The 23,571-nt window shown below is 67.6% G+C and carries 27 protein-coding genes; 11 read left to right on the top strand and 16 right to left on the bottom strand.

Annotated elements, in window-relative coordinates; translation table 11 throughout:
- Nucleotides 1-5: 5 nt before the first annotated feature.
- On the top strand, nucleotides 6-263 hold the full coding sequence (locus J2Y54_RS16155) for a winged helix-turn-helix transcriptional regulator (protein ID WP_405052899.1): 258 nt from the start codon (nucleotides 6-8) through the stop codon (nucleotides 261-263).
- Here J2Y54_RS16155 and zapE read toward each other — a convergent pair whose 3' ends face one another.
- The 5 genes from zapE to J2Y54_RS05375 form a co-directional block, all read right to left on the bottom strand.
- Nucleotides 264-1,376 (bottom strand): cell division protein ZapE, encoded by a 1,113-nt coding sequence (zapE, locus tag J2Y54_RS05395; RefSeq protein WP_310037559.1) that lies wholly within the window; start codon nucleotides 1,374-1,376, stop codon nucleotides 264-266. It abuts the gene before it with no gap.
- Entirely contained in the window at nucleotides 1,373-1,828 is a 456-nt protein-coding gene (locus J2Y54_RS05390; RefSeq protein WP_310037558.1) for a PaaI family thioesterase, read from the bottom strand. Before J2Y54_RS05390 ends, zapE begins: the two co-directional genes overlap by 4 nt.
- A gap of 21 nt (nucleotides 1,829-1,849) precedes the next feature.
- Nucleotides 1,850-2,632, bottom strand: a complete 783-nt coding sequence (locus J2Y54_RS05385) for a succinate dehydrogenase iron-sulfur subunit (RefSeq protein WP_310037555.1) — start codon at nucleotides 2,630-2,632, stop codon at nucleotides 1,850-1,852.
- A gap of 192 nt (nucleotides 2,633-2,824) precedes the next feature.
- The gene (locus J2Y54_RS05380; RefSeq protein ID WP_310037553.1) at nucleotides 2,825-3,388 is read right to left on the bottom strand and encodes an ATP-dependent Clp protease proteolytic subunit; all 564 of its coding nucleotides are present in this window, start codon (nucleotides 3,386-3,388) and stop codon (nucleotides 2,825-2,827) included.
- A 34-nt stretch (nucleotides 3,389-3,422) separates the two neighbouring features.
- The gene (locus J2Y54_RS05375; protein WP_310037552.1) at nucleotides 3,423-4,406 is read right to left on the bottom strand and encodes a C13 family peptidase; all 984 of its coding nucleotides are present in this window, start codon (nucleotides 4,404-4,406) and stop codon (nucleotides 3,423-3,425) included.
- A gap of 96 nt (nucleotides 4,407-4,502) precedes the next feature.
- Between J2Y54_RS05375 and J2Y54_RS05370 the strand changes: the two genes are divergently transcribed.
- Together J2Y54_RS05370 and J2Y54_RS05365 are read left to right on the top strand one after the other, a co-directional pair.
- Nucleotides 4,503-4,745, top strand: coding sequence for a type II toxin-antitoxin system ParD family antitoxin (locus J2Y54_RS05370; protein WP_310037550.1), 243 nt, complete (start codon nucleotides 4,503-4,505; stop codon nucleotides 4,743-4,745).
- Nucleotides 4,742-5,077 carry a type II toxin-antitoxin system RelE/ParE family toxin gene (locus J2Y54_RS05365; RefSeq protein ID WP_310037548.1) on the top strand — a complete coding sequence of 112 codons (336 nt, stop codon included), beginning with the start codon at nucleotides 4,742-4,744 and terminating at the stop codon, nucleotides 5,075-5,077. Before J2Y54_RS05370 ends, J2Y54_RS05365 begins: the two co-directional genes overlap by 4 nt.
- 24 nt (nucleotides 5,078-5,101) lie before the next feature.
- On the opposite strand, the gene sdhA is transcribed toward J2Y54_RS05365, so the two are convergent.
- From sdhA to sdhC, 3 genes are read right to left on the bottom strand one after another with little or no spacing between them, the layout of a single operon-like run.
- Nucleotides 5,102-6,904 carry a succinate dehydrogenase flavoprotein subunit gene (gene sdhA / locus J2Y54_RS05360; protein WP_310037547.1) on the bottom strand — a complete coding sequence of 601 codons (1,803 nt, stop codon included), beginning with the start codon at nucleotides 6,902-6,904 and terminating at the stop codon, nucleotides 5,102-5,104.
- A complete protein-coding gene (gene sdhD, locus J2Y54_RS05355) occupies nucleotides 6,904-7,302 on the bottom strand; it encodes a succinate dehydrogenase, hydrophobic membrane anchor protein (RefSeq protein WP_310037545.1) in 399 nt (132 codons plus the stop codon). Before sdhD ends, sdhA begins: the two co-directional genes overlap by 1 nt.
- The gene (gene sdhC / locus J2Y54_RS05350; RefSeq protein ID WP_310037544.1) at nucleotides 7,302-7,766 is read right to left on the bottom strand and encodes a succinate dehydrogenase, cytochrome b556 subunit; all 465 of its coding nucleotides are present in this window, start codon (nucleotides 7,764-7,766) and stop codon (nucleotides 7,302-7,304) included. Before sdhC ends, sdhD begins: the two co-directional genes overlap by 1 nt.
- A gap of 191 nt (nucleotides 7,767-7,957) precedes the next feature.
- Between sdhC and J2Y54_RS05345 the strand changes: the two genes are divergently transcribed.
- From J2Y54_RS05345 to J2Y54_RS05330, 4 genes are all read left to right on the top strand, one after another.
- Nucleotides 7,958-9,301, top strand: a complete 1,344-nt coding sequence (locus tag J2Y54_RS05345; protein WP_310038474.1) for a methyl-accepting chemotaxis protein — start codon at nucleotides 7,958-7,960, stop codon at nucleotides 9,299-9,301.
- A gap of 12 nt (nucleotides 9,302-9,313) precedes the next feature.
- Nucleotides 9,314-10,678, top strand: coding sequence for a methyl-accepting chemotaxis protein (locus J2Y54_RS05340; protein ID WP_310037542.1), 1,365 nt, complete (start codon nucleotides 9,314-9,316; stop codon nucleotides 10,676-10,678).
- A 70-nt stretch (nucleotides 10,679-10,748) separates the two neighbouring features.
- Entirely contained in the window at nucleotides 10,749-11,450 is a 702-nt protein-coding gene (locus tag J2Y54_RS05335; RefSeq protein WP_310037540.1) for an SDR family oxidoreductase, read from the top strand.
- Nucleotides 11,447-12,424, top strand: a complete 978-nt coding sequence (locus tag J2Y54_RS05330) for a 50S ribosomal protein L11 methyltransferase (protein ID WP_310037539.1) — start codon at nucleotides 11,447-11,449, stop codon at nucleotides 12,422-12,424. The genes J2Y54_RS05335 and J2Y54_RS05330 overlap by 4 nt, the downstream gene beginning before the upstream one ends.
- 51 nt (nucleotides 12,425-12,475) lie before the next feature.
- On the opposite strand, the gene phhA is transcribed toward J2Y54_RS05330, so the two are convergent.
- A complete protein-coding gene (gene phhA, locus J2Y54_RS05325) occupies nucleotides 12,476-13,345 on the bottom strand; it encodes a phenylalanine 4-monooxygenase (RefSeq protein ID WP_310037538.1) in 870 nt (289 codons plus the stop codon).
- Between the two features lie 77 nt (nucleotides 13,346-13,422).
- On the opposite strand from phhA, the gene J2Y54_RS05320 reads away from it, so the two are divergent.
- Nucleotides 13,423-14,139: an alpha/beta fold hydrolase gene (locus J2Y54_RS05320; RefSeq protein ID WP_310037537.1), complete on the top strand. Its 717-nt coding sequence runs from the start codon at nucleotides 13,423-13,425 to the stop codon at nucleotides 14,137-14,139.
- Nucleotides 14,140-14,146: 7 nt separating this feature from the next.
- On the opposite strand, the gene J2Y54_RS05315 is transcribed toward J2Y54_RS05320, so the two are convergent.
- Together J2Y54_RS05315 and J2Y54_RS05310 are read right to left on the bottom strand one after the other, a co-directional pair.
- The gene (locus J2Y54_RS05315; protein WP_310037535.1) at nucleotides 14,147-14,398 is read right to left on the bottom strand and encodes a hypothetical protein; all 252 of its coding nucleotides are present in this window, start codon (nucleotides 14,396-14,398) and stop codon (nucleotides 14,147-14,149) included.
- A gap of 22 nt (nucleotides 14,399-14,420) precedes the next feature.
- Nucleotides 14,421-15,473: a glycerophosphodiester phosphodiesterase gene (locus J2Y54_RS05310; protein ID WP_310037533.1), complete on the bottom strand. Its 1,053-nt coding sequence runs from the start codon at nucleotides 15,471-15,473 to the stop codon at nucleotides 14,421-14,423.
- 63 nt (nucleotides 15,474-15,536) lie between these two features.
- Here J2Y54_RS05310 and J2Y54_RS05305 point away from each other — a divergent pair, with 63 nt between their 5' ends.
- The 3 genes from J2Y54_RS05305 to J2Y54_RS05295 are packed head-to-tail and all read left to right on the top strand — an operon-like array spanning nucleotide 15,537 to nucleotide 17,863.
- Nucleotides 15,537-16,454 (top strand): XdhC family protein, encoded by a 918-nt coding sequence (locus tag J2Y54_RS05305; protein ID WP_310037532.1) that lies wholly within the window; start codon nucleotides 15,537-15,539, stop codon nucleotides 16,452-16,454.
- Nucleotides 16,441-17,013: a nucleotidyltransferase family protein gene (locus J2Y54_RS05300; protein WP_310037530.1), complete on the top strand. Its 573-nt coding sequence runs from the start codon at nucleotides 16,441-16,443 to the stop codon at nucleotides 17,011-17,013. Before J2Y54_RS05305 ends, J2Y54_RS05300 begins: the two co-directional genes overlap by 14 nt.
- Nucleotides 17,006-17,863: a DMT family transporter gene (locus J2Y54_RS05295; RefSeq protein ID WP_310037529.1), complete on the top strand. Its 858-nt coding sequence runs from the start codon at nucleotides 17,006-17,008 to the stop codon at nucleotides 17,861-17,863. The genes J2Y54_RS05300 and J2Y54_RS05295 overlap by 8 nt, the downstream gene beginning before the upstream one ends.
- Nucleotides 17,864-17,970: 107 nt before the next feature.
- On the opposite strand, the gene J2Y54_RS05290 is transcribed toward J2Y54_RS05295, so the two are convergent.
- From J2Y54_RS05290 to J2Y54_RS05270, 5 genes are all read right to left on the bottom strand, one after another.
- A complete protein-coding gene (locus J2Y54_RS05290; protein ID WP_310037526.1) occupies nucleotides 17,971-19,179 on the bottom strand; it encodes an ABC transporter permease in 1,209 nt (402 codons plus the stop codon).
- Nucleotides 19,179-19,889 (bottom strand): ABC transporter ATP-binding protein, encoded by a 711-nt coding sequence (locus J2Y54_RS05285; RefSeq protein ID WP_310037524.1) that lies wholly within the window; start codon nucleotides 19,887-19,889, stop codon nucleotides 19,179-19,181. Before J2Y54_RS05285 ends, J2Y54_RS05290 begins: the two co-directional genes overlap by 1 nt.
- Nucleotides 19,882-21,258 carry an efflux RND transporter periplasmic adaptor subunit gene (locus tag J2Y54_RS05280; protein ID WP_310037521.1) on the bottom strand — a complete coding sequence of 459 codons (1,377 nt, stop codon included), beginning with the start codon at nucleotides 21,256-21,258 and terminating at the stop codon, nucleotides 19,882-19,884. The genes J2Y54_RS05285 and J2Y54_RS05280 overlap by 8 nt, the downstream gene beginning before the upstream one ends.
- Nucleotides 21,258-22,748, bottom strand: coding sequence for an efflux transporter outer membrane subunit (locus tag J2Y54_RS05275; RefSeq protein ID WP_310037520.1), 1,491 nt, complete (start codon nucleotides 22,746-22,748; stop codon nucleotides 21,258-21,260). Before J2Y54_RS05275 ends, J2Y54_RS05280 begins: the two co-directional genes overlap by 1 nt.
- A 118-nt stretch (nucleotides 22,749-22,866) precedes the next feature.
- Entirely contained in the window at nucleotides 22,867-23,562 is a 696-nt protein-coding gene (locus tag J2Y54_RS05270; protein ID WP_310037518.1) for an NnrU family protein, read from the bottom strand.
- Nucleotides 23,563-23,571: the final 9 nt, after the last annotated feature.

Genomic DNA, 23,571 nt, shown 5'->3' with positions numbered 1-23,571 from the left:
CGCGCGTGCGGTTGGGGCTGGAGGCGCCCGACCTGTCACGCTGGACGCTGCCGGTGGCGGGCGGGCTGGGGGATGACTGGACCCGCTTCAACGCGCTTCAATCGCGGCTGGCCCCGGTGACGCCGCGCGCGCTGTCGCTGACGCTGCAGGCGATGATCGGACAGGATCTGGTGACGCGGCGGCTGGAGGACCGGTTTCCGCCGGTGGCGCTCTATGGCCTGACCGGGCGGGGGGCAGAGCTGGCGGGGGCGGTGGCGGGCTAATCAGCCCGCCGCTCCATGCCCCTGCGCCAGATATTCCTCGGACTGCATCTCCATCAGACGGCTCACGGTGCGCTCGAACTCGAACTTGCCGTCACCCTCCGCATAGAGGTCGATCGGGGCGGCGTCGGCCATCGCCAGCAGCTTGACCTTATGTTCGTACAGCGCGTCGATCAGCGTGACGAAGCGTGCGGCTTCGTTGCGGTTTTCCGGCCCGAGGCGCGGGATGCCGACGATGATGACGGTGTGATAGCGCCGCGCGATGGCGAGATAGTCGGACGCGCCGCGCGCCTCCTCGCACAAGCGCTTGAACGAGAAGACGGCAACGCCCTTCAGCGCCTTGGGCACGTGCAGCGTGCGGCCCTGTACCGACAGGTCCTCGCTCGGCACATGCGCGGCATCCTCGACCGGGTAATCGGTCAGGCGGAAAAAGGCGGCGGAGAGGGTGGCGGTGTTGGCCGGGCTGTTCGGGACCAGCCACATGTCCATCGTGCCGAGCCGGTCGCGGCGATAATCGGTCGGCCCGTTCAACGGCAGGACGTCGAGCTTTTCCTTGAGCAGCGCGATGAACGGCAGGAAGCTGTCGCGCTGCAGCCCGTCCTTGTACAGGTCGTCGGGCGGGCGGTTGGATGTCGCGACCACCGTCAGCCCCTCGGCCATCATCGCGGTGAACAGGCGGCTGAGGATCATCGCGTCGGCGGTGTTGTTGATCACCATCTCGTCGAACGCGAGCAGGCGGAGATTTTCGGCGATCGCCTTGGCGACCGGCGGGATCGGGTCGCCGGCTTCCTTCTTGCGCTCCTCGGCGATGCGGGCGTGCACCTCGATCATGAACTCGTGGAAATGGACGCGGCGTTTGCGCTCGATCTTCACGCAGCCGAACAACAGGTCCATCAGCATCGATTTGCCGCGCCCGACGCCGCCCCACATGTACACGCCGCGCGGAACATCTGGCGCGCGGCGGGCGAGGCGCCACAAGACGCTGCCCTTGCGCGGCCCCTGCTCCAGTTCGTGGGCGAGGTGGGCGAGGCGGCGCGCGGCCGCGGCCTGGTCCGGGTCGGCGCGCAGTTCGCCGGCGGCAACCAGCGCAGAATAGCGTTCGAGCACGCCGGTCATGGCATTGGCGACGATTTGCGCACGGTGCCGGAGAAGCTGGCGAGGACATTTTCCTCCTGCTTCACCAGCCCGCGCATGAACAGCATCCGCCCGGTTTCGCGTAGCAGCTCGACCTCGGCCACGATCGGTTCGTCGATGCGGCTGGTGCCGATGAACTGCGCCGACAGGTCAAGCGTGACCGCACCGCCCGCGCCGAGCACGCCGAAGGTCCGCGCCGCCGCGAACAGTGCGACGTCCATGAAGCCGAGCAGCGCGCCGCCATGGGTCGAATCGCGCAGGTTGCTATGTTCGCGTCCCGGCACCATCCGCACCAGCGCCTTGCCCCCCTCGATCCGCGTCAGGATCGGACCGAGGAACGCGTTGAACCGCGTCGGGTCGCGCAGCTCCCAGCGCTTCCACCCCGGATGGTCGGGATCGTCCAGATAGACGAAATGCGTGTCGGCCTGCGACAAGTCAGGGGGCGCCGACGCGGATCAGACGATCCGCTCGGCTTCCATCTTCTTGATCTCGGCAATCGCCTTGGCGGGCGAGAGGCCCTTGGGGCAGACATTGGCGCAGTTCATGATCGTGTGGCAGCGATACAGGCGGAACGGATCCTCCAGATCGTCGAGCCGCTCGCCGGTCATCTCGTCGCGGCTGTCGGCCAGCCAGCGATAGGCCTGAAGCAGGATCGCCGGGCCGAGGAAGCGGTCGCTGTTCCACCAATAGCTGGGGCAGCTGGTCGAGCAGCAGGCGCACAGGATGCACTCGTACAGCCCGTCGAGCTTCGCGCGGTCCTCGGGCGACTGCAGCCGCTCCTTGCCCGAGGGCGGCGGGGTGACGGTCTGCACCCACGGCTTGATCGACGCGTACTGCGCATAGAAATGGGTGAAGTCGGGCACCAGGTCCTTGATCACATCCATCGCGGGCAGCGGGGTGATCTTGATGTCGCCCTTGATATCCTCGATCGCGGTGGTGCAGGCGAGGCCGTTCTTGCCGTCCATGTTCATCGAGCACGATCCGCAGATGCCTTCGCGGCACGAGCGGCGGAAGGTGAGCGAAGGGTCGATCTCGGACTTGATCTTGATCAGCGCGTCGAGAACCATCGGACCGCATTCGTCCAGGTCGATGGTGAATTGGTCGTAGCGCGGGTTCTGACCCGAATCCGGGTCGTAGCGATAGATGGTGAAGGTTTTTTTCCGCGTCGCACCGGCCGGGGCAGGATGCACCTTGCCCTTCGTGATCTTGCTGTTCTTCGGCAGGACGAAATCGGCCATTCTGAACCCCTAGTCATCACCACGGACCGGGCGGCCGCGCGGGTCGATCCGGTCCAGATATGGGGGCCAGATACATAACCCCCGGCGCCGCTGCAAATGGAGCAGCAACGCCCCCCATATGGCGTCGTCGCGCCACGGTTCAACGCATTTTATGCAGGATTTGTGAACGCCGGGCGCGGGGTGCGGCGAATGTCAGATGACGTCGAGCACCAGCCCGAGCGCGCGCGCCTCCTCCGCCTCGATATACCAGTTTTCCGGGGCGCGGCGGCGCACCTCGTCGAGCGCGATCTTCGATCCTGCGACCAGGTCGGCGAAACCTTCTTCCTCGATCCGGATCGAATGTTCGATTTCGTGCAGCTTGGCCTTGAGCGATGCGGTCAGCGTCTTGAGCGGGCCGGACAGATGGATGTCGGTATTGAGGATGCGTTCGTGCACCATGATGCGGGTCCCGCGCGTCAGAAAGCGCTTGTCGACCGGGAACGCCGCCATGAAGGTTGCCCCGGCGGAATAGACCGCGACCTGGCCCAGGAACAGCAGTTCGCGCCCCTGATAGTCGCGAATCAGCCGCACCTCGTCGCCCATCAGCCGCGCCACCTCCGGATCGCCGCCCAGTGTCGAGATGGCGATGACCAGCGTGCCCTGCCCGGGTGCGGCTGCGAGCTGGTCGCGAAACCGCTGGTACATGGACTGGTCCACCGGCCCCGACAGATGGACATGCGGCGTGGCGAGCAGCGGATAGCGCGTGGGATCGGTCATGCGGCGCCCAACCGGTGGCGGGGGGCGTTGTTCCCTACGGTGGCGTCAGGCTGTCGATTGATGGCTTGCCCACCGGCGCGGTCGCGACCTTGGGCATGCGTGCCTCGAGCGGGGTGAGCCAGACGGCGACGCCATCGCCGATGCTACGCTGGGGCAGGGACGGTTTGAGCCGCGCGTCACCCTCCCAGCGCGCGATCTGGGCAACCGCCTCCTCCGCCGCCCTCGCGAGCGGCTGGGGCTTGCGCAGCGCGCGGTTGATCAGCGCGTCGCCGAAAAAGGTCCAGTCATTCTCTGCGGTACAGCCGAACGAGGACCGGTCTGCCGCTGCCGCGCTCAGCATCGCGGTCTGTGGTCCCGACAGCACCGGCACGAACACGCCCGAGTAACACGCGCTGACGATCAGCAGCCGGCGTTCGATTCCGTGCGCGCGCAGCAGCGCGGCGAGGCGGCGCGGCGAGATCGCGCCGAACCCCTCGTTTCCGTCATTATACACCACGCCGAACGGGGCGCCGTGGCTGGTGGCGTAGAGGACCAGCACGTCCTCCTTTTCGTCCATCAGTTCGGCGATGCGCGCGAGCGCCGCTTCGAAATTGGCGGGCGACCCCATCGGCAGCGGCGAGGGCGCCTTGCCGTCACTGCCGCCCAGCGTGATCGTCCGCCCGACCGCATCATAGCGGCGCGCGAGCACCTTGCCCGCCTCGCGCGCCTCGCGCCCGAACACCGGATCGCTGTCGAGCGCGACCGACAGGACATAGGCATCGACCACGCCCTTGCGCTGCGGCAGCAGGGCGCCGAGCGCGCGGGCCAGGCGACGATGCTCCGCCAGCGCATAGGTTGCCGGCCGATCCCGCTCGATCTGGGTGCCGCCATCGGCCTGTTGCACCACTTCCTCCGGCGTCGAACGCGCGATGCCCGGCGGGGGCGGCGCGGTGTGCTGGGGCGGAGTGTAGGCTTGTTGCTGCGCGGACGCGGCGGGAAGCGCGAGCAGCGCCAGCGCAAATGGCAGGATCGAACGCATCAAATCACCCCCTGAGGGGAAGGTGCGTGCAGGATGTGATCAGGTCAAGCGGGGGCAGAGGTTGCCGCTGGTACCGGATTTTGGTACTATTGCATCATGGCAGCCAAGAACACCAGCGTCGCCCTGGGCGACCATTTCACCGCCTTCGCCGCGCGGCAGGTCGCGTCGGGCCGCTATGGATCGATGAGCGAGGTGATCCGCGCGGGACTGAGGTTGCTGGAGGATGAGGAGCAGCGCTTCACCGAGCTGCGCACCGCAATCGAAGACGGCCTGGCCAGCGGTGACCCGATTCCCTTCGACTTCGAGGCATGGCTCGCATCGAAGACCGCCGCTGAGTGACGCGCGCGCTCGAACTCCTGCCTGGCGCCATTGCCGACCTCGACTCGATCTATGCCTATTCGGTCGAAAAGTGGGGATCGGAACAGGCCGAAATCTACCTGCGGGCGCTGAACGCGCGGATTCAGGGGTTGCGACGCTTCCCGGCGCTTGGCACGGCACAGGAGGCATTGCATCCCGGGCTGCGCCGGATCGGTGAGGGCAGCCACAGTATCTATTATCTGATTCGCGACGATGCGGTGCTGATCGTCCGCGTCTTGCATGACCGCATGGACGCGAAGCGCGCGCGCTTCACGCTTCAGCAGCCCGTGCAGGACTATCGCGCGGAGTTTTAGCTGGCGGCCTGAGCCGCCAGCAATTCAATACACCCGCTTCTTCGGCTTGATGTACTCGACCTCGTCGGTGAGCGTGTAGTCGTGGACCGGACGGTAATCGATCGCCACGCTGCCACCCTTGCCGCCCCAGCCGTCGAACGAAGCGACCGTGTGCTTCATCCAGTTGGCGTCGTCGCGCTCCGGGAAGTCCTCGTGCATGTGCGCGCCGCGCGATTCCTTGCGGTTGTCGGCGCTGCGGATCGTGACAACCGCCTGGCTGATCAGATTGTCCAGCTCCAGCGTCTCGATCAGGTCGGTGTTCCAGATCAGCGACCGGTCGGTGACGCCGACATCGTTCATGCTCTGATACACCGCGTCCATCTTGGTCACGCCCTCGGCCAGCAGCGCGGTGTCGCGGAACACGGCGGCGTTGCGCTGCATCGTGCGCTGCATTTCGGCGCGGATCTTGGCGGTCGGGGTGCCGCCCTTGGCGTTGCGGAAATGGTCGAGGCGGGTGAGCGCGAACTCCTCCGACCCCTTGGGCAGCGGGTTGTGCGGCGTGTTGGGCTTGAGCAGCTCCTTGAGCCGCAGGCCGGTCGCACGGCCGAACACGACCAGATCGATCAGGCTGTTCGAACCCAGGCGGTTGGCGCCATGCACCGACACGCACGCCGCTTCGCCGACCGCGAACAGGCCCGGGACAACCGCGTCGGGATTGCCGTCGCGCAGCTGCACGACTTCGCCATGATAGTTGGTCGGCACGCCGCCCATATTGTAATGGACGGTCGGGACCACCGGCAGCGGCTTCTTGGTCAGGTCGACGCCGGCAAAGATCTTGCCGGTTTCGGTGATGCCGGGCAGCCGCTGCGCCAGCACCGCCGGATCGATGTGATCGAGGTGCAGGAAGATATGGTCGCTGTCCTTGCCGACGCCGCGGCCTTCGCGGATTTCCATCGCCATCGAACGCGCGACGACGTCGCGGCTGGCGAGATCCTTGGCCGAGGGGGCGTAGCGCTCCATGAAGCGCTCGCCTTCGGAGTTGGTGAGGTAGCCGCCTTCACCGCGCGCGCCTTCGGTGATCAGCACGCCCGCGCCATAGATGCCGGTCGGGTGGAACTGGACGAACTCCATGTCCTGCAGCGCGATGCCGGCACGCAGGGCCATGCCGTTGCCGTCGCCGGTGCAGGTATGTGCCGAGGTCGCCGACTGGTACACGCGCCCGCCGCCGCCGGTCGCGAGGACTACGGCGTGGCTGCGGAAGCGGTGGATGCTGCCATCCTCCATGCACATCGCGATCACGCCACGGCACGCGCCGTTCTCCATGATCAGGTCGAGCGCGAAATATTCGATGAAGAAGTCCGCGTCATACTTCAGCGACTGCTGGTACAGCGCGTGCAGCATCGCGTGGCCGGTGCGGTCGGCCGCGGCGCAGGTGCGCTGCACCGGAGGGCCTTCGCCCATATTCTGCATATGACCGCCGAACGGGCGCTGATAGATGGTCCCGTTGTCGTTGCGGCTGAACGGCACGCCGGCATGTTCCAGCTCGATCACCGCCGCCGGGGCCTCGCGCACCATATACTCGATCGCGTCCTGGTCGCCGAGCCAGTCCGATCCCTTGACGGTATCGAACATGTGCCAGGTCCAGTGATCGGGCGAGTTGTTGCCGAGCGACGCGGCGATGCCGCCCTGTGCCGCAACGGTGTGCGACCGGGTCGGGAACACCTTGGTGATGCACGCGGTCTTCAGCCCCGCCTCGGCGCAGCCCATGGTGGCGCGCAGGCCCGAGCCACCCGCACCGACGACGACGGCGTCATAGGTGTGATCGATGATCTTGTACGCTGCAGACATCAGACGGGCGCTCCGGTGGTGGTGACGGCGAAGGCAATCTTGAGGATCGAGAAGATCGCGAACACGGCGCCGCCGATGGCGAAGAAGTTGAGCAGGGTCATCAGCACGATCCGGGATTCGTCATGCTGGTAATCCTCGATCACCACCTGCAGCCCCATGCGCAGGTGATAGAAGACGCTGATCACGAGCAGGATCATCGGTACCGCCGCGACCGGCGCGGACAGCCATGCCTGAACCGTTTCATAGCCGAGGTCGGGAAGCCGGATCAGGCTGACGATCAGCCACGTCATCAGCACCAGATTGGAGCCGGCGGTGACGCGTTGATGCCACCAGTGGTGCGTGCCCTCATGCGCCGAGCCGAGGCCGCGGACGCGGCCGATGCTGGTTCCGCTACCCATTACTTCTTCTCCACCGCAATCGGGGTTTCCGTCGCCGGCGCCTTGGCCAGCTCGCCATAGACCAGCCAGCCCCACAGCAGGGCGGTCAGCGCCACCGACACGACCATGGTCAGCACCGCGAAATTCTTGTTGGCCTTGAGCTCGAACGCCGCGCCGGCATCCATGACGAGGTGGCGGATGCCGGTCATCATGTGCTGGAAGAAGCTGAGCGTCAGGCCGATGCCGAGGATGTAGCCGATCGCATTGGGTGCGCCGCTCTCGACCGTCAGGCAGTCGAGAAACGCCGCCGTCGCCTCCGGCCCGGAGGCAAGTGCGCCGAGCCACCACAGCAGGACGCCGACGCCGACCGTCGCCATGCCGCTGCCCGTGACGCGGTGCAGGATCGAAACGAGCATGTGCGGGCCCCATTTCCACACTTGCAGGTGCGGTGAGAGCGGGCGGTTGATGTTGCGGGCCTTGGCCACGGCGTGTCCCCTATAATTTGCGCCTCAAATAGCCACGCCTGCCGCCGATGCAAGAAGCTGCCTGCAAATGACCCGTCCCTAACCCGCCCTTAACCATTTCGGGTCTAGCCCAGCGGGGAAGGCCTGGGACGAACTGCGTCCGGCACAGACAGGGGACCGGTTTCGTGAGTGGAGCGCGATCGAACAAGGATATGCCGGCAATCGGCGCGATGAGCGCGCGGATCGATCTGGCCGCGCGGCTGCGGATTTTCGACTTTGACGGGTCGATGGACCGGATGAGCCGTGACGTGTGGGATCTGCTCGAACCCGAAATCCGCCTCGTTTCGGAGGCCTATTGGCAGCAATGGCTGCGCTGTTTCTCGGACGAGCGCGACTGGGCGCCGGACGATACGCAGAAGATGATCGACATCGGCATCGTCTTCCTGCGCAACCGCTTCCTCGACACGCGCGGTCGCGCCTGGGTCGAATCGATCGAACGCTCGGTCGCCGCTGCCTATGGCGCGGAGGTCGAGCCGATGGCGCTGCTGTCGATGATCAACGCCAGCGATCGTGCCGCGCTCGACGTGCTGGTGCGTCGCGTCGCGCCGGGCGATGCGCGCCTCGCTGCGCTGATCGACACGCTGATGCGCCTGTCCGCGCTGGAAAGCGACATCACCGTCGAACTGTACAATCTCTATCGCGAGCATAGTGCCCAGGTCGCGCGCGACCGGCTGGCCGGCCAGTTCCGCGACTCGATCGGCACGACCGTCGAGCGCGCCTCGCGCGAGGGTGAGCAGCTGCGCACCCAGGCCAGCCATACTTCGATCGCGGCGCGCGGCATGCTGGGCAAGGCGAGCGAGGTTGCTGCCGCTGCCGAACAGTCGGCGCTGGCGATGCGTGAGGCAGCACATACCGCCGCCGGCCTGATCCGTGCGATCGAGGATGCGCGCACCGAGGTCGAGGTCGCCGCCGATGTCGCCACCCGCGCGTCGGCCCAAGCGGGTGAGGCGGTGGCGATGAGCGAGATGCTGTCGGACCATGCCAAGTCGATCGAATCGATCCTGGGCCTGATCCGCGACATCGCCGGCCAGACCAACCTGCTCGCGCTCAACGCGACGATCGAAGCAGCGCGCGCCGGCGACGCCGGACGCGGCTTTGCCGTGGTGGCACAGGAGGTGAAGAGCCTTGCCAACCAGACCGCGCGCGCGACCGACGATATCGCCGGCAAGATCGCCGCGATCCAGTCGGCAACGCGCAGCACCGTCGAGACCAACGCGTCGATCCGCAACACGGTTCAGGAGGTTCAGGCCAGTGCCGACCGTATCCGCGGCGCGATGGAGGTTCAGGCACAGACCGTGACCGCGATCACCGCGGCGGTCGATGAAACGGCGCTGGCGGCCGATTCGATGTCGGCGACGATCGGGGCGATCCGCGAGGATACCGAAAGCGTCGCAAGCGATATCGAGCGGGTCGGACAGGGCTTCGCCGTGCTCGACAGCGAGCTTGGCACACTCAAGAGCAGCGCGGGCGAGTTCGTCGCGAAAGTCGCTGCCTGATGGAGGGGATGGATGGCCGCAGCAAAGGGGCTGGGACAATGGAGCGGCGATGACCGCCCCATTGCCGACCGGATTCGCGATTATGACTGGGACGGAGCGATCTCGGCCGGGGCGGAGCGGATCGGTGCGCTGATCGCCGGGGATTGCGAGACGATCGCGCGCGCCTTCTGGACGCATTATCTGGCCCTGCCGGCGACCGCGCATGTCCGCGCCTTTTTCGTCGGTGAGCGGCTTGAGCAGCGAATCGCCGAAAGCGCGCGCTACACCCGCGCCAAATATGCGCGCACTTTCGACACCGACTGGGTCGAAATGGCGATCCAGCATGCCGATGACACGCATCGTGCGCGTATCGCGCTGCCGGCGCTCTTGTCTGCGCTCGCCTGCGCGCATTCATGCACCTATGCCGTGCTCGCCGAGCGGTTGGGCGATGACATTGCAAGCCTGCATCAGCTCGCCGATGTCATGACCCGGCTGGCGATGCTTGAGGCCGACCTGATGGCTTCGCAGCTCGGCGCGCGCGATGCGCAGCTTGCCAAACGGGAACGCGTTGCCCAGTCCGACCGCTTCCGCGCCGATATCGCCGGGACGATCGAGGAAACCGGCGCGCTGGGGGTGCGCGTGCGCGAACAGGCGCGCAGTGCCGCCGGCGCTGCCCGGGGCATGCTGGGCAAGACCAACGAAGTCGCTGCGGCTGCGGAGCAATCGGCGCTGGCGATGCGTGAAGCGGCATCGACCGCAGCCGGACTGATCCGCGCGATCGAGGATGCACGCGCCGGCGTCGAAGCTGCCGGCGAAGTCGCACAGCGCGCCAGCCGCCATGCCAGCGACGCGGTGATGATGAGCGCGACGCTGGCTGGCCATGCCCAGTCGATCGAATCGATCCTCGGCCTCATTCGCGAAATTGCCGGACAGACCAATTTGCTGGCGCTCAACGCAACGATCGAGGCGGCGCGCGCCGGCGATGCCGGGCGTGGCTTTGCCGTGGTGGCGCAGGAGGTAAAGAGCCTCGCCAACCAGACCGCGCGCGCGACCGACGACATCGCCGCCAAGATCGCGGCGATTCAGGCCGCGACCGATCAGGCGGTGTCGACCAACACCACCATCCGCGCCACGGTCAGCGAGGTTCAGGCCAGCGCCGACCGCATCCGCGACACCATGGCTGCGCAGGCACAGACGGTGACGGCGATTACTGCGGCGGTGGACGAGACCGCGCTTGCGGCCGATTCGATGTCCGACACGATCTGCGCGATCCGCGAGGACAGCCATGCTGTTGCCGACGAGATCGACTCGCTCGAACATGCCTTTGGCGACATCGATGCCCGGCTTGGCCAGTTGAGCGACGCGGCGACCAGCTTTTCGGCGACCGTCGCCGCGTGACGCGACCGGATCGCTCGCCGCGTGGCGGGCGGGGGTGACGAAGCGGCATGTTGCGACTAACCGGGTCGCCATGACGACCCATATCCTCGTGACCGGCGCCAGCCGCGGCATCGGCGCCGCCATCCTCTCCAGCTTTGATGGCCATGACGTGCGCGCGGTCGGGCAGGGGACGGCGAGCGGCATCCCCGCCGACTTCACCGACCCCGCCGCCCCCGCCGCCCTGTGGCAGACGGCGCTCGACCGACTCGACGGTCGGATCGACGTGCTGGTCAACAATGCCGGGATTTTCGAGGCGGCACCGATCGACCTCGACGACGCTGCCTGGCTCGCCGCGTGGGAGCGGACGATGCAGGTCAATCTGACCGCCTCGGCCCAGCTCAGCCGCTTCGCCGTCAAGCACTGGCAGGAACGCGGGGAAGGTGGCCGCCTGGTCAACATCGCCAGCCGCGCCGCCTATCGCGGCGACTCCCCCGCGCACTGGCATTATGCTGCGTCCAAGGCGGGCATGATCGGCATGACCAAGAGCATCGCGCGCGGCTATGCGCGGGAGGGCATCCTCGCCTTCGCCATCTGCCCCGGTTTCACCATGACCGGCATGGCCGAAGACTATCTCGCCAGCCGCGGCGGCGACAAATTGCTCGCCGACATCCCGCTCGGCCGCGTCGCCATGCCTGACGAGGTCGCAACCATGGCGCGTTTCTGCGCGCTGGAGGCCCCTGCGTCGATGACAGGCGCGGTGCTCGACGTGAACGGCGCGAGCTACGTGCGATGAGTTCGTGGAAACTGACCCTGCCGTGCACGCGTGACGAGGCTGAGGCGATCGATTTCGAGGGGGCGGAGCTGCTCGGCATCGACCCCGCGCCGGTGCTGCTGACCAGCGAGACGATCCCCGACGATCCGCTCGCCTGGCAGTTGGAGGCCTATTTCGAGGCCAAGCCGGGCAAGGCCGATATCGCAGCGGTCCGCACGCTCGTCCCCAGCGCGAGGAAGGCGAAGGAGGTCATCGAGCAGATCCCGGACGAGGATTGGGTGACGCTGAGCCAGCAGGGGATCGCGCCGGTCCATGCCGGGCGCTTCTATGTCCACACCTCGACCAATCGCGGGGACGTGCCTGAGGGCGCCAAGACCTTCCAGATCGAGGCGAGTCGCGCGTTCGGCACGGGGACGCACGAGACCACTGCCGGATGCCTGCGCACGCTCGACGCGATGCGCGCGCGGGGCGAACGGGTCGATAATCTGATCGATATCGGCACCGGCACCGGGCTGCTCGCCTTTGCCGCGATGCATTTGTGGCCGCGCGCTTATGCAACGGCATCGGACATCGACCCGGTGTCGGTCGAAGTGACGGCGGAAAATGCTGCGATCAACGGCGTGCCGCTTGGGGTGATGCAGGGTCAGCTCGCGCTTGCCGCCGCCGCCGGGCTGGAGCATCCGTTGCTGATCGGTCGCGCGCCCTATGACCTCGTCATCGCCAACGTCCTCGCCGGCCCGCTGATCGAACTCGCGCCGAGCATCAGCGCGGTGCTGGCCGAGGGCGGGACGCTGATCCTGGCCGGCTTGCTGGAGACGCAGGCCGAGCGCGTCGCGGGCGCCTATCGCCGCCACGGCCTGCGCCTCGCGGGCAAGACCCCGATGGGCGACTGGCCGACGCTGCGGCTGCGCAAGCGGACCCGCCATGGCTGGGGCCGCACCACGCGGCCCGGTCCGGACGGGCAGGGGCTCGCGCCGGGGTTCGGAAGCTGGTGAGCCACTCCAACCGTCATCCCCGCTTTCGCGGGGATGACGGGCTAAGGGGGCTTAGCGGTCCCGGCTCCGCGCATAGTCCTGCGTACCCAGCGTGATCACCCGGTCGCCCGGTTCGATCGCCGCGATGGCGATGTCGGGCTGGGCGAGGATCTCTTCGTAGAGCGGCGCGAAATCGGTTTCGACCGTGACGCGCAGCAGTTCGTCGAAGCTGGGGATGACGAAGTAATTCTGCTGGAAATCGTCGATGCGATACTCGGTCCGCATCACGCGCTTGAGGTCGAAGCCGATCCGGTTGGGGCTGTCGCTGTCGAGCGCGTAGCGGCTCTCGCCATAGCTCGACACGATCCCCGCGCCATAGATGCGCAGGTCGTCATCCTCCTGGATCAGCCCGAACTCGACCGTGTACCAGTAGAGGCGGGAGAGCTGCTTGAGCGCGCCATGTTCCAGCGCGCGCAGGCCGCCCCGGCCATAGGCCTCCATATAATCGGCAAACACCGGGTCGGCGAGCAGGGGCACGTGGCCGAACACGTCGTGGAAGACGTCGGGTTCCTGCAGATAATCGAGCTGGTCGGCGCGGCGGATGAAATTGCCAGCGACAAAGCGGCGATTGGCCATATGGTCGAAGAACACGTCATCGGGGACGAGGCCGGGGACGGCGACCACCTGCCACCCGGTCGCCTTCATCAGCCGCTGCGACAGCTCCTCGAAATTCGGAATGCCGCTTTCGGACAGCTTGAGCAGGTCGAGCCCGCGCAGAAACGCCTTGGACGCGCGGCCGGGCAACAGCTTGACCTGCCGTTCGTACAGCGTGTCCCACACGGCATGTTCTTCGGCAGTAAACGCGTCCCAATTCTGCGGGATCGTCCAATCGGCGCCCGCGCCTTCGGGGGGACGCTCCAAAACATGGGTTTCACTCATCATGTCCGCAGCATAGCATGATGACGCGACGCGCGGAACCGAGGGGTTTGCCGGAGCTTGTGCCGGTGAGGAGTGATGCGATGCCCGTGAATGTCGATGCCAAGGCGCCCCCCGCATCGGCCCTGCTCGCCGAATGGCCGCGCGCGGCATTGTCGCTGGGGTCGCTACCGTTCGCGTGGAAGGACTTGCTGGCCGAGCCGCGCGGCGACGGGCGACCCGTGATGACCCTGCCCGGGCTGGTCAACAGCGACCTGAGCAACATCGTGATGCGCCGCTATCTCGATGCGCTCGGCTATCGCGCTTATCCCTGGGCGCTCGGTCGCAATTTCGGCGCGCGCGCGATCGGGGCGGAGGGCGAACGGCTGTTCGAGCGGATCGCGCAGGTGCATGGCGAAACCGGGGAAAAGGTGACGCTGGTCGGCGTGTCGCTGGGCGGAATCATGGCGCGGATCGCGGCGCATCGCCACCCGGAGCTGGTGCGTGAGGTCATCACGGTCAGCTCACCCTTTGCCGGGCTGCCCACCGCGACCAATGTCTGGCGCGTGTTCGAACTGGTGAGCGGCCAGCGCGCCGACGATCCCGCCGTCCGCGCAATGCTTGAGGAAGCGTCGGCACCCCTGCCGGTCCCGGCAACCGCGATCTGGAGCGCGAGCGACGGGCTGGTCAATGGCGCGATCTGCTACGAGCCGGACTGCGCAACCGCGCGGTCGATCGAAGTCGATTCAAGCCATTTGTGGGTGCAGATGAAGCCGCAGGTGCTGCGCGCGATCGCGCAGACCCTGGGGCGGGTCGCCTGACGCGCGCTCAATCGCAGTCGTCGGGATCCTTGCGGCACTTTTCGTCGCGCTTCTTGCGCTCGCGGCCTTCTTTTTCTTCCTTTTCGCGTACCTTGCGGCCGTAATTGCGGTCGGATTCGTCCTGGCTGGTGGTGGCCCAGTCGGCCGCCTTGCCCACGACCTTGACCGGCGCAGTGACCACGTCGAACGCGGTTTTGGCAACGCAGCCGCCCGACAGGATCGGCAGTGTGGCAACGGCAATCATCAGTCCCTTGCGCATCGCGCGGTCCCTCAACGGGCGTTCAGCGAGAATGCCGATCGCGCGCCTGTACCCCCTGATAAGGGTAATCGGTAAATAAACCATCCACGCCCGCCGCCAGGAAACGCGCAATCTCCGCGCTCATGTCGCCATGATCGGCGGGGTTCGCGCCGGCGCGCAGACCGGACGGGAGGAAGAAATTCTCTGCGCGGAAGGTCCAGGGATGGACCTTGAGGCCCGCGCGATGCGCGTCGGCGACCAGCGGCGAGACGGTGCCGTCGCCCGCCACCACCATGTCCTTTTGCGGGCCGACCCCGCTGGCATAGGCGGCGATTGCCTTCAGCCCCTCCGCCGTCGCCATCGTTCGGTAGCTGGGCTCCGCCTTGTCCGCCGGGCCGCCGTCCGCCGCCATCAGCTGGATCAGCGGTGCCCGGGTCAGCTGTTTCAGCGCCTTGAGGTTGTTGACCTCGAACGACTGGATGAACACCGGCGCATCCGCGCGGTCCCAGCCGGCGGCCTTGAGCTCCGCCACCAGCACCGCCTCCATCGGCAGGCCGATCGACGCGAAATAGCTCGGGTGCTTGGTTTCGGGATAGATGCCGATGGTCCGCCCGGTCTTGGCGCTCGCCGCCTTGGCCAGCGCGATGACCTCGCGCAGCGTCGGCACCTCATAGTGCCCGTCGAACTTGGTGTTTCCCGGACGCAGCTGCGGCAGGCGCTCCCTGGCGCGCAGCGTCTTGAGTTCGGCGAGCGTGAAATCTTCGGTGAACCAGCCGGTGTGGCTGATGCCGTCGATTGTCTTGGTGCGCTTGCGGTCGGCAAATTCCGTGCGGTTTGCCACGTCGGTGGTGCCGGTAATGTCATTCTCGTGCCGCGCGACGAGCTGGCCGTCCTTCGTCATCACCAGATCGGGTTCGATGAAGTCCGCACCCTGCTCGATCGCCAGTTGGTAGGCCGCGAGCGTATGCTCGGGCCGCTCGCCGCTGGCGCCGCGATGCGCGATGACGATGGGCTTGGACGCGATGACGGCCTCCTGTGCAGCGGCGGGAGCCGCAATCGTCAGCAGCACCAGCGCCGCTCGCCACAATCCCGCCATCGCCCTATCTCCCTCGAATTGCAGCAATGCGCTAGGTGATTCGGATGACAGTAGCGAGGCACCATGGCGGATAATGACAGCGTGATCGCCGCCGCGCGTGGCTGGGCGGGCGCGCGGATGGCGCTGGCGACCGTCGTCTCGACCTGGGGCTCGGCGCCGCGCCCGCGTGGCAGCCATTTGCTGGTGCATGAAGACGGCCGGTTCGAAGGATCGGTGTCGGGTGGCTGCGTCGAAGCCGACATCATGGCGGTGGCGGCAGAGGTGATCGCCGGCGCGCCATTTGCGCTGCGCCGCTATGGCGTGGCGGATGCGGCGGCGTGGGAGGTCGGCCTGCCGTGCGGCGGCGAGATCGAGGTGATGGTCCAGCCGGTCACTGCGCATGGCTTCGACCCGGCGCTGTTCGACGCGATTGCGGCGGCACGGGCTGAGGGCAGGGCGCTGGAGGTGGCGACCGACCTCGCGAGCGGGCGCAGCAGCGTCGACCCGCTGTCCGGCGCCTTCATCAATCGCTACGAACCGCCGCGCCGCTTGCTGATCGTCGGGGCGGTGCAGATTGCTCAGGTACTCGCCGGGCTTGCGCGCGAGCTGGGCATCGCCACCGTGGTGATCGACCCGCGCGGGCGGTTCCTGACGGCGGAGCGCTTCCCCGACGTGACGCTCGACGATCGCTGGCCGGACGAGGCGATCGACGCGCTGCGTCCCGATGGCGCGACGGCGGTCGTGACGCTGAGCCATGATCCCAAGATCGATGACCCGGCGCTGATCGCGGCGCTGAGGGGCGGTGCGGGCTATGTCGCGGCGCTGGGGTCGCGCAAAAGCCATGCCGCGCGGCGCGAGCGGCTGGCGGCGGCTGGGCTCTCGCCCGCGCAGATCGACCGGGTCGAGGGGCCCGCGGGAATCGCGATCGGCGCGGTCGGCCCGGCCGAGATCGCGCTGTCGATCGCGGCGGGCATGGTGCGGGCGCTGCATGATCCGCGCTGAACGCGCCGCTTTGGTGCTGCTCGCCGCCGGCCGTTCGCGCCGGTTCGGGGATGCGGACAAGCTGACCATGCCTTGGCGCGGCCGTCCGCTCGGCCTGCATGCCGTGGCGGCGCTGGCGGCGGTGCCGTTCGCCGCGCGGATTGCGGTCGTGGCCGACACCGCGCTCGATCTTGCCGGCCATGGCTATCGCATCGTGACCAATGACGATCCCGCCGCCGGGATGGGCCGCTCGTTGCGGCTCGGCGTGGCGGCGGCGATGCACGGCGATCCCGATGCGGTGATCGTCGCGCTCGCCGACATGCCGCGCATCACCGCGACGCAGATTCACCGGCTGCTCGACCACGCCGATGGCGACACCGCCCTTGTCGCGTCCAGCGATGGCGTAACCCCGTGCCCCCCGGCACTGTTCGGACGCGGGCATTTCGCCGCCCTGCGCGCGGCAGCGGGCGACCGCGGCGCGCGCGACCTGATCCGCCGCGGGCATCACGTCGTCGCGCCCTCCGCAGAGCTGGTCGATATCGATACGCCGGAGGATCTCGATCGGCTGATCCATGGGTGATCAGGCGCTGGCCATCGCGCTCGGCCTGATTTCGGCCTTCAGCCTCGCGCTCACCAATCTGGTGGTGAAGCGCGGCGACGATATTCTCGTCGCGCGGGCGCTGTTGTCATCGAGCGCGGCGGTGGTGATCGCACCGTTCGCGCTGATCGTACCGCTGCCCGATGCCGCCACCTGGCAAGCGCTCGCCTGGGCGGTGCCGGCGCATTTCGCCTATCAGATCTGCCTGGTGCGCGCGATGCAGCGCGGCGATTTGAGCCTTGTCTTCCCGATCATGCGCGGCGCGGCGCCGCTATTGACCGCCGGGTTCGCGGTGCTGGTGCTGCACGAGCATCTGCCGCTGATCGGTTGGATCGGGCTGGTCGTCGCGACCGGTGCGGTGATCGTGTTCGCACTGCCCGCGCGCGGCGTAAGGCTGGCCGCGCACCCGGACAAGGTGGCGCTGGGCTGGGCGTTCGCCACCGCGATCGGGGTCGCGCTGTACAATATGGCCGATGCGCGCGGGGTGCGCGTCGCGCCAAGCCCGTTCACCTATATCGTGTGGCTGTTCATGCTCGACAGCATCTGCATCACCATGACCGCACTGTTGCTTCGCCGGCGCGCGCTGGGGCGGGCGGTCAGGGCGACATGGAAGCATGGCGTCGCGGCGGGGGCGCTGTCGAGCATCTCGTTCGGGTCTGCGCTCTACGCCTTCTCGCTGATGGAGGTGGCAAAGGTGTCGGCGCTGCGCGAAACCGCCGTGGTGTGGGCGGCGCTGATGGGCGCGTGGATGCTGGGCGAAGGGTTCGGCGGCCGCCGCATCGCTGCAGCGGTGGTGCTCGCGGGCGGCTTGGTGCTGCTGCAGTTCAGCTAAGTCGTTTTCAGCTTCGCTGAAGCGGCACCGGCCCGCTTCCCCACCCGGCCACCCATTGAAGATACCTTATGGGTGGCCGGGTGGGGGAGTGGGCCGGTGCCGCCACCCTATTCGTGCCGCAGCGCGTCGATCGGGTTCAGTCCGGCCGCGCGTCGGGCCGGGAAGTACCCGAACACCACCCCGATCCCTGCCGCGATGGCAAAGGCGATGATGTTGATCTGAAGATCGAACGTCCACGGCACCTGGATCAGCGGGGTGAGGATCGCGATCACGATCTGCGCGACCGCCAGCCCAATCACGCCGCCCAGCATCGACAGCACGATCGCCTCGACCAGAAACTGCATCAGCACTTCGCGCGCGACCGCGCCGATTGCGAGCCGGATTCCGATCTCGCGCGTGCGTTCGGTCACGCTGACCAGCATGATGTTCATGATGCCGATGCCGCCCACGATCAGGCTGATCGCCGCAACCGTCGCGACGATGCTGGTCAGCAACTGGGTCGTCCCGGTCAGCGTCGCGCTGATCTGCGCGGTGTCAAAGATGTTGAAATTATCCTGCTCGCCCGGATCGATCCCGCGCCGCTCGCGCAACAGGTCGCTCAGCGATGCCTGCACCGTGGCGGTGTCATACGCTGAGTCGACCCCGACGAGCATCAGGCGGATATCGCGATTGCCGGTAAAGCGGCGCTGCACCGTCTTGATCGGCATCAGCACGACATCGTCCTGATCGCCGCCAAACCCCGCCTGTCCGCGCGTCGACAGCGTGCCGATCACGTCGCACGACACGTTGTTGATGCGGATGCGCCGTCCGATCGCCTCGCCGTCGCGGAACAGGTTGCGGCGCACGGTATTGCCGATGATGCACACCGCCTTGCCCGCTGCCTCTTCCGCCGGAGAAAAGGTGCGCCCGCCGGTCAGCGGCCAGGGCTGGACGTCGAAATAGGCATTGCCGGTGCCGTTGATCGTGGTCGACCAGTTGGCGCCGTTATAGATTGCGGTGCCGGTCGCCTGCGCCTGCGCCGCGACCGCCTTGACCCCGGCAATCTGCTCGCGGATCGCCTCGACATCCTGCTCCTCGAAATCGGGCGGGCGCGGGCCGCCGCCGCCGCGGCCAAAGCCCTGGCCGGGGCGCACCTGCAGGATGTTGGTGCCGAGGCTGGCGATCTGTTGCTGCACCGCTGCCGTGGTCGCATTGCCAAGCGTCACCATCGCCACGACCGCCGCCACGCCGATGATGATGCCGAGCGTCGTCAGGAACGAGCGCAATTTGTGCCGCAGGATCGAGCGGATCGCGAGCGTGAAGGTGGTGCCCAGCATCAGGCGGGAACCCCCGCGCGCATCCCCGTCTCGATCCGTTCGACCAGCCCGTCCTTGAAATGGACGATGGTGCGCGCGAACGCCGCCATCTCCGATTCATGCGTGACCATCAGCACGGTGATGCCGCTGTCCCTGTTGAGGCCGGTGAGCAATTCCATGATCTCCACCGACCGTTCCGAATCGAGGTTGCCGGTGGGCTCGTCGGCGAGCAGTACGGCGGGGCTGGTGACGATCGCGCGGGCGATGGCGACACGCTGTTGCTGCCCGCCCGACAGTTCGGCGGGGGTATGGTCCCACCAGCGATCCAGCCCGACCTTTTCCAGCGCCGCCATGCCCAGCCTATGCCGCGTCTTCTTGTCCTCGCCACGATAGAGCAGGGGCAGTTCGACATTTTCCAGCGCACTGGTGCGGCTCAGCAGGTTGAACCCCTGGAACACGAAGCCGAGATAACGGCGGCGCAGCAGTGCGCGCTGGTCGCGGTCCAGCGCCTCGACATGCACGCCCTTGAACAGGAATTCGCCGCGCGTCGGCACGTCGAGACAGCCCAGGATGTTCATCGTCGTCGACTTGCCCGATCCCGACGGGCCCATCACCGCGACAAAATCGCCCTCGGCAATGTCGAGATCGACGCCCTTCAGCGCCTGAAACGCGGTCGGTCCCTCGCCATAGGTCTTGGTGACCCCGCGCAGGCGGATGATCGGATCAGCCACCCGACGCTCCCGCCTTGCGCTGGCCACTGCCCGATGCGCGCGGTGCCGCGCTGCTGCCGCCGCTGGTGGCGAGCTGGCCGGTGATCACTTCGGTCCCGGGCTTGAGGTCGCCCGACAGGACTTCGGTGACCTGGCCATTGCTGTCGCCCGTGGTCACTTCGATCGCGCGCGGCTGACCGTCCTCGCCCTTCACATAGACGGTCTGCTTGGCGCCGCGGCCGATCGTCGCCGATTTCTCCGCGCCCTGCGACGCCCGCCGCCCGCCGCGCGGGACCAGCGCGCCGGCAACGCCGCCACCGCTCTGGCCGCTGCCGGCACCGGGGGTAAAGCGCAGCGCGGCGTTGGGGACGAGCAGCACATTGTCCTTCTGCAGCGTCACGATCTCTGCCGTCGCGGTCATGCCGGGGCGCAGCTTCTGTTCCGGGTTGGCGACCGACAGGATTGCGCCATAGGATACGACCTGCGCCGTCGTGGTGCTCGTCGTCGTGCTCGTCTGGGCCGACAGGTTGGAGCCGACATCGACGCGCTGGATCGCGGCGGGGAAGGTTTCGCCAGGGAAGGCGTCGACGGTAAAGCTGGCCTTCTGCCCCTGCTTGACCTGGCCGACATCGGCTTCGTCGATCGCGACTTCCAGTTCCATCGCGCTCAGATCCTCGGCGATCACGAACAGCGTCGGGGTGTTGAACGATGCCGCGACCGTCTGGCCCGGCTCGACCTGGCGCGCCAGCACCACGCCGTTGACGGGGGAGCGGATGATCGCCTTGTTCCGCTGCGTCACCGCCGAGCGCAGTGCCGCCTGTTGCGAGGTGACCTGCGCCGCGCTCGCGCGTACCGTCGCGGCGGCGCGGGCCACTGCGGCGCGGGCATTGTCGAGCTCGGTCTTGGCCGGCACGCGCCCGCCCGACAGACGGCTGACCTCCTCGAACCGCGCGAGCTGGCTGCGCGCTTCGACCAATGTCGCCTGATTCTGCGCCACCGTCGCCTCCGCCGCCGCGACCGATGCGCGGGCCTGAGTGATCGCGTCGTCCAGCCGTTCGGGATCGATCAGCGCGAGCGGCTGGCCCGCCGTCACGCGATCGTTGACGTCGACCAGCACCCGGCTGACCAGCCCTGACAGTTCGGAACCGACCTGCACCTGATTGGTCGGCGTCAGCTTGCCCGTTGCAGAGACAGTCACGGTCAGCGCGCCGCGCTCCACCGCGCGCGTCGCATAGCCCGCCTCTTCCTCGCCGCCGAACATGCGCAGCACACCATAGATCGCGACGACCGCGACCAGCGCGAGCACGATCCATTTCAAATGCCGGCGCCATGCCGGCACCGTCTTGCCGCCCAGAAATTCGTCGAGCTTTGGGTTTGCAGCGTCGGCCATCAATTGGTTCCGGTTCCAGAAACAGGGGGAGGGGCGGTGACGGTGTCGGGCGTCGGCGCGGCGCTGGCATCCCACCCGCCGCCTAGCGCGAGATAGAGCTGGATCAATGCACTCGCTTTGTCCGACCGCGCCTGGTTGAGCCCGTTGCGCGCGGACACCAGCGACGCTTCGGCCTGGCTCAGCGTCAGGAAATCGGCAAGGCCGGCGCGGTAGGAACTGCGCGACAGCACCGCGCTGTTGGTCGCGGCATCGAGCGCAATCGTGAACTCGCGCTCGCGCGCCTGCGCACTCTGCAGCGCGACCACGGCATTCTCGACATCCTCAAGCCCCGCCAGCACCGTCTGCTTGTACGCATAGAAGGCGCCGTCGGCCGCCGCCTGGGCCGAGCGGGCCTGCGCGCGTGTGCGTCCCGCGTCGAAGATCGTCTGTGCGATGCTGGCGAAGACGCGGCCGGTGATCACGTCGAACAGGCTGCCGATACTGCCCGCGCCGGCGTCAATGCTGCCGCCGAGCGAGAGCTGCGGGTAAAGCTGGGCTTCGGCCACGCCGATCTGCGCGACCGCGGCGGCTAGGTTGCGTTCGGCCAGCCGCACATCGGGCCGCTGGCGCAGCGTGTCGGCAGGAATGCCGACCGCGATCCGCTCCGGCCCCTGCGGGATCGGGCGCACCGCTTCCATCTGCGCCTTGAGCGCGCCGGGTGCCTGTCCGGTCAGCACGCCGAGGCGCGAGACGGCGCTGTTGTAACTCGCCGCGATCGACGGGATCGATGCGGCGGTCTGCGCACGATTGGCGCGCGCCTGTTCCTGATCGAGCGAGGAGACGAGGCCCGCCTGCACGCGAAAGCCCGCAATCTCGAGATTGTCGTCCTGAATGGTCAGGCTCTCGCGCGCATTGGCCAGCTGCGCCTGCGCCGCGCGGGCGAGGATATAGTTGCGCGCGATCTCGCCCTGGATCGAAACCAGCGTCGCGGCATAGCTGTAGCCCGATGCCTCCAGCTGCGCGCGGCTCGCCTCGACCCCGCGCCGCACGCCGCCGAACAGGTCGACCTGATAATTGACATCGCCGCCGAGCGAGAAGCTGGTGTTGCCGCCCTGCGACACGCTGGTGACGGTGCCGTCGGGCAGGGTCACCTGTGTGCTGGTGCCGCGCAGCGGCTCGCTGCGCGCCGCGCTGCCGCCGACGCTGACCGAGGGGAGCAATGCCGCGCGCGACTGGACCAAGGCCTCGCGCGCCTGACGCAGCCGGGTCACCGCCTGCGCCACGTCGAGATTCTGGCCCGCCGCCTGCTCGACCAGCGCGGTCAGCATCCGATCGTTGAACGCGGTCCACCAGCGCGTGAGATCGGCCTGCGCCTGCTGATCGGCGGCAACCGAAAATGCAGGCGGGACACCGATCTGGGCAGCGGTGCCGGGGCGGTAATCGGGTCCGGCGGCACATCCGGCGAGCGGGAGTGCGGCCAGGGTCAGCATCAGGATCGCGCGACGGCTCATGCTCCTGACATGGGCGCCCGCCGATCGTGCGTCTACCGAAATAATGTCGCAAATTGTATGCGTAGCGGGCGATGTTGAGATCGCGCTTGCGCCCGATTGGGGGCGGCACCGCACCGTTTTATCCGCCGATCCACCGCCAGATGCCGGCCGGCATGTTCGCCAGTGGCAGATGCGCCCAGGTCGCCGCGAGCCACAGGACGGTTCCACCGACCATCGCGACCCTGCCGGGCCAGGCCGCGGCACCCTGCGCCCGGCCCTGCGCGATCGCGACGAACGGCCAATAGCTGGTCACATCCTGCCAGCGCGGCCAGAAATCGGGTTGGAGCCGCCGCTTCTTGCCGTCCTGCAACGCCGCGCCGCCCAGTGCGAGCAGGCCGATGCTGCCCGCCAGCACGATCTGCGCCGGTTGCGGAAAGACCAGGATATGCGCCACCGCCCACAGGCCAAAGCTCCACATCATCGGGTGGCGTGTGATCGCGAACACCCCGCGCGGGCGCGGCACCGGCTTTGGCTTGTCGGTCGGGTCGGGCAAGGCGGGATTGCCGATCAGCGACCCGACGAACAGCACCGAGGCGAGGAACATGATCGCGCTCGCCACGCCCCACAGGCCGTCGCCAACCGCCCAGAGCGGCGCTTCATCGGGCATCCGCCCATAAACATGCGCCATCCAGCCCAATGTGGCGAAGGCGACCAGCGAATAGATCCCAATAAAAAGCCGCTCGCCGACCATGTCGACCAGCGGCTTTCGCAAGGGGTGGGACAGGAGGAAATGGGTGCCCAGAAACGCCGCACAGGCCGCGATCAGTAACGCCATTTCCCCCTC

The organism is Sphingomonas sp. BE123, assembly GCF_031456015.1.
Taxonomy (GTDB): Bacteria; Pseudomonadota; Alphaproteobacteria; order Sphingomonadales; family Sphingomonadaceae; genus Sphingomonas.
The sequence above is the reverse complement of the archived record's forward strand: the minus strand, read 5'-3'. Positions and strand labels throughout refer to the sequence as shown.